Annotated in this window: 5 protein-coding genes; 1 reads left to right on the forward strand and 4 read right to left on the reverse strand. The window is 59.5% G+C overall.

The features are described from left to right. Positions 1-152 precede the first annotated feature (152 nt). Positions 153-1,364 (forward strand): nitrate/nitrite transporter, encoded by a 1,212-nt coding sequence (locus B7O88_RS06080; RefSeq protein ID WP_088274307.1) that lies wholly within the window; start codon positions 153-155, stop codon positions 1,362-1,364. Between the two features lie 106 nt (positions 1,365-1,470). On the opposite strand, the gene B7O88_RS06085 is transcribed toward B7O88_RS06080, so the two are convergent. The 4 genes from B7O88_RS06085 to B7O88_RS06100 form a co-directional block, all read right to left on the reverse strand. Then, entirely contained in the window at positions 1,471-1,872 is a 402-nt protein-coding gene (locus tag B7O88_RS06085) for a nuclear transport factor 2 family protein (protein ID WP_088274308.1), read from the reverse strand. A gap of 81 nt (positions 1,873-1,953) precedes the next feature. Beyond that, positions 1,954-3,750 carry an ABCB family ABC transporter ATP-binding protein/permease gene (locus B7O88_RS06090; protein ID WP_088274309.1) on the reverse strand — a complete coding sequence of 599 codons (1,797 nt, stop codon included), beginning with the start codon at positions 3,748-3,750 and terminating at the stop codon, positions 1,954-1,956. Between the two features lie 104 nt (positions 3,751-3,854). Further along, entirely contained in the window at positions 3,855-5,204 is a 1,350-nt protein-coding gene (locus B7O88_RS06095) for a hypothetical protein (protein ID WP_088274310.1), read from the reverse strand. A 198-nt stretch (positions 5,205-5,402) separates the two neighbouring features. Beyond that, entirely contained in the window at positions 5,403-6,182 is a 780-nt protein-coding gene (locus tag B7O88_RS06100; protein WP_088274311.1) for a dienelactone hydrolase family protein, read from the reverse strand. Positions 6,183-6,391 lie beyond the last annotated feature (209 nt).

Consider the following 6,391-nt stretch of genomic DNA (forward strand, 5'->3'; position numbering starts at 1 on the left):
GTCGATATTGCGGTGCGATATGGGCTGCCAGCCTCCAACATAGCGTTTTTGCCGGCTCGCAATTGCGATGGCTTGGCAAAGGCGCTTGTGCCTGTGTGAACACCAGCCAACAGACAATTAAAAGCGCTTAGCAGTACCGACAGGACTATCGAATGAGTACTTCGTTCTGGAAATCAGGCCACACACCCACGCTAATTTCGGCGTTTCTATATTTTGATATCAGCTTCATGGTCTGGTACCTGCTGGGTCCGTTGGCGGTGCAAATCGCTACCGATCTGGCGCTTAGCGCGCAGCAACGGGGCATCATGGTTGCCACACCGATTCTATCCGGCGCGCTCCTGCGGCTGCTGCTTGGCTTTTTGGCAGACCGCCTGTCGCCGAAACTGGCAGGTGTTATCGGCCAGTTGGTCGTCATACTCTCGCTGTCGATCGCCTGGCTGCTTGGCATCGACAGCTACGAGCAAACGCTGCTGCTGGGGTTGGGTCTCGGCTTTGCGGGCGCGTCCTTTGCCGTTGCCCTTCCGCTGGCGTCACAATGGTATCCGCCCGAGCATCAGGGAACAGCCCTGGGCATAGCCGGTGCCGGCAATTCCGGGACAGTCCTGGGCGCGCTTTTTGCACCCGGGCTGGCCTATCTGTTCGGCTGGCAGAACGTGTTCGGGCTGGCGCTTATCCCGCTGAGTATCACCCTGCTTGTGTTTTTGCTGCTGGCACGCAATGCGCCCAGCCGTCCTGCGCCTGCCGCGCTGATCGACTACGCCCGGGCGCTGCGCGATGTCGACAGTGCATGGTTCATGTTCTTCTACAGCATTACCTTCGGTGGCTTCATCGGCCTGGCCAGTGCGCTACCCGGGTACTTCAGCGACGAATACGACCTTGATCCGGTTCGCGCCGGTTATTACACAGCGGCCTGCGTGATGGTCGGCAGCCTGATGCGGCCAGTTGGCGGTATGCTGGCCGACCGCGTTGGCGGCATTCGAGCTTTGCTGATGATGTATGCGATTGCCTCTGGCTGTATCGCTATCGTTGGTCTCAACCTGTCCGATGCCTGGGCAGCCCTAGGCCTGTTTGTTATCGCAATGCTGGGTTTGGGGATGGGTAACGGTGCTGTGTTTCAGCTGGTACCCCAGCGCTTTTCGCGTGAAATGGGTGTGATGACCGGATTGATAGGAATGGCCGGCGGCGTTGGCGGTTTTATCCTGGCCGCAGGTCTGGGGGCCATCAAGCAACACAGTGGCGACTATCAGCTTGGACTGTGGCTGTTCGCCGCGCTCTGCATTCTGGCCTGGGTGGGACTTTTCGGTGTCAGGCACCGCTGGCGCACAGCATGGGTGCCTTTGGGTACCGGCAGGGCACGTCTTTGAGACATGCGGTCGGTCCGGCGCATCCATAATCGGTCAATGACTGTGGAGCGCAAGGCCTGGCAATCAAGGCCGGCCAGAGCTCCCCGGCGGCCTTGTCCACGGTATATCAGGCTTTGGAGGGCTTGATCGCGTCAAGCATGCGACCCATGGCAGCGTGAATCGCATTGACCGCCTTGAGTGGCCGAACCATGACCTTGAAGTCAACGATCTTGCCTTCGTCATTCCACTGGATCATGTCGATGCCATTGATGGTAATACCGTCAATCTCGGTCTGAAATTCCAGTACCGCGTTGTTGCCATCAACGACTTCACGCAAATACCTGAAATGCCCGGGCTCGTTCAGCGTCTTGAACGCCGCTGACAGGTACAGCGTGGTGATCGGCTTGCCAACCTGCGGGGTATGCACCACCGGCGAATGAAAGACCACCTCATCGGCCAGCAGATCTGCCAGACCGCTCGGATTCTGTGCCTCGACAACCTTGTGCCACCGCTCGATTACGCTACTCATCACCGCTCCTTGTTGTTATCTGCGTGAGGCCCATTGTTTGCCCCTTTGGCATGCAGCCGCAAGGGAGATTCAGGTGGTGAATCAGGCTTCCGCAACCTCAATTCGCTCCCGTTGCTGATCTGCCCACAGCCGCGCGTAGGCACCCTGCCTGGCCAGCAGTTGGGCGTGGGTGCCCTGCTCCACTACCTCGCCCTGATCAATCACGGCAATGTTGTCGGCGTGGACGATCGTCGAGAGACGGTGAGCGATGGCCAGGGTGGTACGACGCTCGGCAACCAGGTTGAGGGCGTCGAGAATGCGGCGTTCAGCGTGGGTATCGAGCGATGCGGTGGCTTCATCCAGAATCAGAATCGGCGGGTTCTTGAGCAGGACGCGGGCGATGGCAATACGCTGCTTTTCGCCGCCGGAGAGCTTCAGGCCACGTTCACCCACCGGGGTATCCAGTTTCTGCGGCAGGCTGCGCACGAAGGTATCCAGCTGCGCCAGCTCCAGCACTCGCCAGATTTCGTCCTCGCTGGCGCCCGGTGCGCCGTATGCGACGTTGTAGCCGATGCTGGCATTGAACAGCACCGTGTCCTGAGGCACCACGCCGATGGCGCGGCGCAGGCTGTCCTGAGTCACGCTGCGAATATCTTGGCCGTCGATGCTGATGCTGCCGCTGTCTAAGTCGTAGAAACGAAACAGCAGCCGCGCGAGGGTCGACTTGCCGGCACCGCTGGCACCGACAATCGCCAGGGTCTGTCCCGCCGGGATCTCGAGAGTAATGCCTTTCAGCACCTCACGCCCCTGATCGTAGCGATAGTGCACATCATGAAAGCGAACTGATGCTCCATGCAGTTGCAGCGCCTTGGCATTTTCAGCGTCCACTACCTTGAGCGGCGCGCGCAGCAGCGTGAACAGCCGCTCGATGTTGGTCAATGCCTCGCGGATCTCACGGTAGACGAAACCGAGGAAGTTGAGCGGAATAAACAGCTGAATCATGTAGGCATTGATCATCACCAGCTCACCAACGGTCATGCTGCCGGCGCTGACCTCGCGCGCCGCCAGCACCATCATCAAGGTGACAGCCCCCGCGATAATCAGCGCCTGCCCCGAGTTGAGTGCCACCAGCGACAGCCGGTTCTTCATCCGAGCCGCTTCCCAGTCCTGCAGGTTGCGGTCGTACTCGCTGGCTTCAAACGCCTCGTTGCCGAAATATTTGACCGTTTCGAAATTCAGCAGGCTATCGATCGCGCGGGTATTGGAGCGGTTGTCCATCTGATTGCTTTCGCGCACGAAGCGGTTGCGCCACTCGGTGCACCAGATGGAGAAACTGCCATACAGCAGCACCGCCACCAGCACGGCCGCCGCGTACACCGCGCTGAAGTTGGCCAGCAGAATCACACTGATCAGGCCAATCTCGATCAGCGTTGGCAGAATGTTGAACACCATAAAGCGCAACAGAAAGCTGATGCCTGACGTGCCACGCTCGATGTCACGAGCCAGACCGCCGGTGCGCCGCGACAGATGAAAACCGAGGTCAAGCCGGTGCAGGTGCTCAAACACCTGCAGCGAGATGCGCCGCATCGCCCGCTCGGCAACACGGGCAAAGACCGCATCGCGCAGTTCACCGAAAAAAACGGAGGAGAAGCGCAGCACGCCATAGAACAGCAATAAAGCCGCAGGGACCAGTACCAGCGCATCGGCGGCACTTTCAAAATGATCAACAATCAGCTTGAGCAGCCAGGGCACCGCTACGCCGGCCAACTTGGCAACCAGCATGCAGAGCATGGCCAACACCACCCGTCCGCGAAACTCGCGCAGATAGGGCAACAGATCAAAGATGATGCGCCAGTTGACCGGGCCACCGGCGTACTGGCTGTCGGAGCGTGGGCGCACGGCAACTCTCGGCAGAAAAAGGAATGGCTGAAAACACAAAGGGCCTGAGCGCAAACGCGTTCAGGCCCTCGAAGTGTACCGCATGTACGGCGGCGGAGCTGCGCTCAGTCCTCGTGCGGAATCGGGTCCGGGTTACGGTCCCAGCCGACCAGCAGCAATGTGGTTGCAATACCGATCAGCAGGCCGATCCAGGGCTCGAAGAACGCCAGTGCGGCACCGATCAACACCACCGCACCGCGGGAGGTGTTGTTCTTGGGAATCGCCATGGCGATATAGGCGCAGGCAAACCCGGTCAATACCAGCGTCAGCGACAGCGCAATCCCAAGCAGCGGCTTCAGCCCGGTCAGCAGCGGCAGCAGGAAGAACAGGATCGGCAAGCCCATCAGGTAATAGGACGCCAGACCGCTGTGCAGGCTGCCCATCGCTTCCTTGCCCTGTTTCCAGCGCTGCATGATGATCACGTGCACGCCGGTCCACAGTGCCCCCTGGGTCGGGAAGAATGGCGCGCTGATACCCATAAGCGCGTTACGAATGGCCAGAGAGATGTGCGAGCGGGTCGGGTTGATGTCGATGTGCTCATCCTGGCGGTTTTGCAGGCCTTCACGAATGACTTCGTTACCGGTCACCAGATCGCCGAACAGGATCACGTAGGTGATCAGGGCCAGCGGCATACCCTGAATGAACATCTCCATGCTTGGCCAGCCAATGGCAAACGGCGACACTTTGGCCCAGGCATCGCCCAGCGGCGGAATCAGGATGCCCCACTGAATGTCGTAGGTCACCTCACCCACCATCGGGCCGATAATGCCCGCCAGCACAAAGCCGGGCAGCAGGCCGAGTGCGCCAAGCAGCGCGAAGAAACGGTATTTTTCTTTCAGTTTGGCCATGGGCAGGCTGAAAGCAAAGATCAGGCAAACCGCGCAGGCAATGGTCGTTGCGATCGGCTGTTGCAGCAGAAAACGATCAGCGTCGTCGACCAACACCCTTTTCAGCGCGGCGATAGCGGCGCCAAGGATAATCCCCGCTTTCAGCGTGTCGGGTAGCCAGAGCATGAAACGTTTGCCAAGCCCGGTGATACCCAGCAAAAACAGCAACAGCGCAAAATCCAGAGATAACGCAGTCATCGCCTGGAAGCGCTCATCCGGGGTTTCGTAGCCACCAAGCACAAAGGCGAGTACCAGCGGCAGGGCCGGCGTAATCCAGCCCGGTGCGTAAGGTTCGCCGAAGACGATGATCGACGAGGTGATCAGAACCGAATGAATAAGCGAGACGGCGACGGCCTCTTCGAAGCTCAGACCGAAAAAGCCGGTCATCAGCGGGACCAGCGACAGGCCTGTTGCGGCTGCGATCAGCAGGCCCTGAAAGAACTCCGGCCAGCACAGTTTGGAGTGATAGAACGGCAAGCGGAAGGTAAACGGCCCCCAGCGCCAACCAGGTTGTTCAGGTTGCGACATACCCATCTCCAGTATTGTTGATTGTTCTTCTTATTTGGCTCACCCGGCGGTAGGCCTGCTCTGATTATGCCAGCCAGAGCGGCTGGCGGGTGACCAAGGTGTCACCATCACTGTTGTCGATGAAGCGAACGTGCCGCAGCTTATCCGCCAACCAGACACAGCAGCAGCGGTAGCGAACGCTCACCGCTGCTGCCCGTTTCAGTCCATCACCTCAGCAAAGAATTGCTTCATGGCCGAGAAAGCACGCTTGGCAACCACCGGATTGTATTCAGCCTTCCCCGGCATCGCCGCGTAGGGGTCGCTGAACGAATGGACAGCACCACCATAGCTGATCAACTGCCAGTCAACATTGGCAGCACGCATTTCTCCACTGAAATCGGCAACCTGCTGCTCCGGCACGAAGGGATCGTCCGCACCATGAAGAACCAGAACCGGCATGCGAATAGCCTTGGCGTCATCAGGATTGGGGGTATCCAGGTTACCGTGGAAGGAGACGACGCCGCGAATTTCCGTACCGGAGCGGGCAAGCTCAAGTACCGTTCCGCCGCCAAAACAGAAGCCGATGGCCGCCAGATTATCAATATCCAGCGGGACCGCCCCCTGTTGGGCACGCAGTACGTCCAGGGCGGCATTAGCTCGCGCCCGCATCATCGGCCGATCGTTGCGGACCGTGGTGGCCGCAGCAGCCGCTTCGTCCGCATTCTGCGGACGGATATCACGGCCATACATGTCTGCTACAAACACCACATACTCCGAACCAGCCACCTTGGCCGCCTTCTCGGCCGCAGCCTCGGTGACCCCCATCCAGTTGGGCACCATCAGTACCCCCGGACGCGGTGTGGTGACCGCCTCATCAAAGACCAGCAAGCCTTCATAGGGCTGGCCGTCGATTTCGTAAGGCACCGTCTGCACGGTGATATCCGCCTGCGCCATACCAGCCAGACCGCTCAACACCAGCGTTGTCAGCGTTCGTTTCATTCCTGCCTCCTGGGTTATTGGTATTACAAGATAGCTCAGCATACTCCGCACGCAGGCGCATAAAAGGCTCTTTGCGGAATTTCTGTGCGAACCGCCCCTGCCGTTTTCCATTGCATAGACGTGCTGTTGCTGAGTCAGTATTTCGCCTTCACGGCGAGCCAAGGGGGGCTGCTTGCCCAGCCCCCCTTGGCGATCCCCCCGGGCACCCG

The organism is Halopseudomonas aestusnigri (genome assembly GCF_002197985.1).
Lineage (GTDB): Bacteria > Pseudomonadota > Gammaproteobacteria > Pseudomonadales > Pseudomonadaceae > Halopseudomonas > Halopseudomonas aestusnigri.

What these genes read in the sequence shown, in the direction of transcription:
- B7O88_RS06080 (WP_088274307.1), top strand. Translation starts at nt 153, where the DNA reads ATGAGTACTTCGTTCTGGAAATCAGGCCACACACCCACGCTAATTTCG.
- B7O88_RS06085 (WP_088274308.1), bottom strand. Translation starts at nt 1,872, where the DNA reads ATGAGTAGCGTAATCGAGCGGTGGCACAAGGTTGTCGAGGCACAGAAT.
- B7O88_RS06095 (WP_088274310.1), bottom strand. Translation starts at nt 5,204, where the DNA reads ATGTCGCAACCTGAACAACCTGGTTGGCGCTGGGGGCCGTTTACCTTC.
- B7O88_RS06100 (WP_088274311.1), bottom strand. Translation starts at nt 6,182, where the DNA reads ATGAAACGAACGCTGACAACGCTGGTGTTGAGCGGTCTGGCTGGTATG.